The organism is Caballeronia sp. LZ033, assembly GCF_031451265.1.
In the GTDB taxonomy this organism is placed as follows: domain Bacteria; phylum Pseudomonadota; class Gammaproteobacteria; order Burkholderiales; family Burkholderiaceae; genus Caballeronia.
This window is the reverse complement of record NZ_JARUXQ010000018.1, coordinates 1-3,080: the sequence shown is the minus strand read 5'-3', so window position 1 is coordinate 3,080 and position 3,080 is coordinate 1. Positions and strand designations below refer to the sequence as shown.

The 3,080-nt window shown below is 64.9% G+C and carries 1 protein-coding gene; it reads left to right on the top strand.

What is annotated here, in order from left to right; translation table 11 throughout:
- Positions 1-9 precede the first annotated feature (9 nt).
- A partial coding sequence (locus tag QCE62_RS34910; protein ID WP_309927971.1) for a DUF6531 domain-containing protein occupies positions 10-3,080 on the top strand: 3,071 nt, incomplete at its 3' end.

Below are 3,080 nucleotides of genomic sequence, written 5' to 3'. Positions count from 1 at the left end.
AAAGGCGGCATGGACGCGCTGAAAGCGGCGAACGCGCTGCAGCGCAAGGTGAGCGATGCCTTGGGTGGCCACGTCGGGTCGGGCGGCGGGGGCGCGCCGATCACGATCAACGGCTTGCTGCGCGCGACGGCAGGCACGCACACGTTCCACGCGCCGGGCCTGCACTTCCCGTTGGGCGCGGGCTTTGCCGCATCGGATGCACGGGGGCCGTCGCAGGATGCGGAGTCGTTCATGGGCAGCCGCACCGTGCTGGCCAACGGCGATCCGATGTCATTCGCGGCGCTGCCCGCGTTGAGTTGCTGGTGCGCGGGCATGCTGCCGATGTCGCACAACAGTGCGCATACGGAACGCAAGTACATGTCCTTGCCCACCGCGACGATGCTGCCTATTCCGGCCGATCGTCCCGTGCTGGTGGGCGGCCCGCCCGTGATGAACATGATGGCGATGGCGGCCGGACTGTTCAGGGCGTTTCGCGGCTCGGCGCTGGCCAAGAGGCTGTTCAGGAACTTCCCGTCGGGGTTCATCAAGTGCGTGATCTTCGACGCGGAGCCGGTCAACTCGATCACCGGTGAAGTGGTGGTGCAGCAGCACGATTTCACCATCGACGGGCGCTTGCCGCTGGTGTGGGATCGCTACTACGCGAGTCACGACATGATCCCGGGAAGCCTCGGGAGTGGCTGGCGCAGTCCGGCCGACATTCACGTGGACTTGCTGCGCGATGAGGAGCACGAGAAGGCGCAATACAGCGCGGCGGTCACGTTTGCCGATCACGCCACCGCATTCGATCAGATGCCGCACGAAAGCGGATGGCCCGCGCGGACATATGACCGCCAGCATGGTCATGCGCTGTATATCGAACAGGACGAACTGCGCATTCGTACGCGGGCCGGTCTGGAATACGCGTTCGCACTGCCGGACCACTGGCGCGCGCGTGTACCTGCCGTGGATCGCGGGCAGACGCTGGGTTTGCCGTTATCCCGGATGGCCGACCTGAACGGCAACGCCTGGCATATCCAGCAGCGGACCGATGCGATTCACCACGGCGTGTCGATGCGCTTCGTCGAATACGCGGGAGGCCGTCCCACGGGGCGCGAGTTGCGCGCTGCTTCGGGGATCGTCGCGGGCTGTCTCGGGGCGCTCGTGCTGCACGATGCACAAGGTGGCGTGCATCCGCTGGTGACGTATCAGCAAGACGCGCTGGGCAACCTGGGCGCCGTGCTCGATGCACACAACGCGCCCTACTGTTTCGAGTATGCGCAGCATCAGATGGTGAGGCATACCGACCGCAACGGCCTGTCGTTCTACTACAGCCATGCGATGCACGAGGACGGGCAGTGGCGCGTGAGCCACGCATGGGGCGACGGCGGCCTGTACGACTACCACTTCGAGTACGACCTTGCGCATCTGGAGACGCGCTTCACGGATTCGCTGGGCCGCCTCACGGTGCTGCAATACAACGAGCAGCAATGGCCGGTGGCGCGCATCGATGGGTCGGGCGGCGTGCGCAGCTATCAATACGATGGCGAAGGCCGCACGATCGCGGAGGTCGACCCGGCGGGAAACGCAACAGAATGGGAGTACGACGGGTACGGCAACCTGCTCGCCCACCGGCTGCCGGATCGCACGGTGGTGCAGACCGCGTATGACGAGAAGCATCGGCCGGTCGCGATCACCGATCCCGAAGGGGGCGTCTGGCGCCAGGTTTGGGATACGCGTGGCAATCTGATCGAACAGGTGACACCCTCGGGGTGTTCGAGCGCCTTCGCTTATGACGCGCTTGGGCAGCTGACGCAAGTGGCGGATGCGGCGCGGCGTTGCACGGCCCTGAACTACGACGCGTATGGCTATCTGGCCAGTCTGACCGATGCGTTGGGCCGCGTCACGCACTTCACCCACGATGCGCGCGGCAATCTGCTGCACCGCGAAGCGCCGGGTGAAGGGACGACGCGCTATGCATGGGACAAGAAGGACCGTCTGATTCTCTGCGATCTTCCCAGTGGGGCATGGGTGCGTTGCGAGTATGACGGCGAGGACAATCTCATCCGCTACGAAGACGAAGCGCGCCAGGAGACGCGCTTCACGTATTACGGACAGGGGCAGCTTCAGACGCGCGTTGATCCGGACGGCAGCGTTACTCGCTATCACTACGATACCGAAGAGCAGCTGATAGGCGTAAGCAATCCGCTTGGACAGACCTGGCATCTGAAGCGCGATGCAGCGGGCCGGCTGATCGAGGAGATCGACTACTTCGGGCAAGCGCGCGGCTATGGGTACGATCCGGCGGGGCACTTGCAGCGTACTGTCGATCCGCTCGGGCGTGTGCTGACCATCCGGTGCGATTCGTTGGGGCGTATCGTGAGCCGCATTGCGGAGGGCCGCGGCGAGGACGAACATTACGCCTATAACAAGCGCGGCCAGTTGATCGAAGCGCGCAATGCGCATGGGCTGGTTCAGCGCGAGTATGACCTCGACGGGCGGCTCACGAGCGAGACGCAGCAGCATGCCGATACGCTCGGCAGCCTGAGCTACGAGTATGACGCTGCGGGTCAGTTGCAGACGCAGCGGCGCGAGATGCGCGGCTTGAATGGCGAGGTGTGTTATCGGCAGACGCTGAGCCATGAGTACGATGAGTTGGGATTGGCTCGCACGTTGGGTATCGATGCGCACGAGCCGATCCGCTTCACGCATGATCTGGCGAGCCGCTTGAGCGGGATTGAGTTCGCGCCGGGACTCGATCATGCGTTCAGCTACGACAGCGCGGGGCGGCTCGCGCGACAGACCGCGCGGCGTGCGGGGCATCGCGAGACGCATGTCGGGTATGACTATGACGTCAGCGGGAACCTGGTCACTCGCAGCGATAGCCGGTTGGGGGTGGATCGCTATCGATACGATCCGCTGGGCCGGATCGTCGAGCATACGGATCCGGGACAGCGGCTGCGTCGGTATGTGTATGACGCGCAAGGCGATCGGTTCTCGCAGGTGCGGGCGACCGAGCGAGGCCGTGAGTGGCAGCATCCGGACGGCGCGCGCTGGTGGCTGGATGCGGCGGGGCAGCTAGCCGAGCGTACGCATCCTGCGCG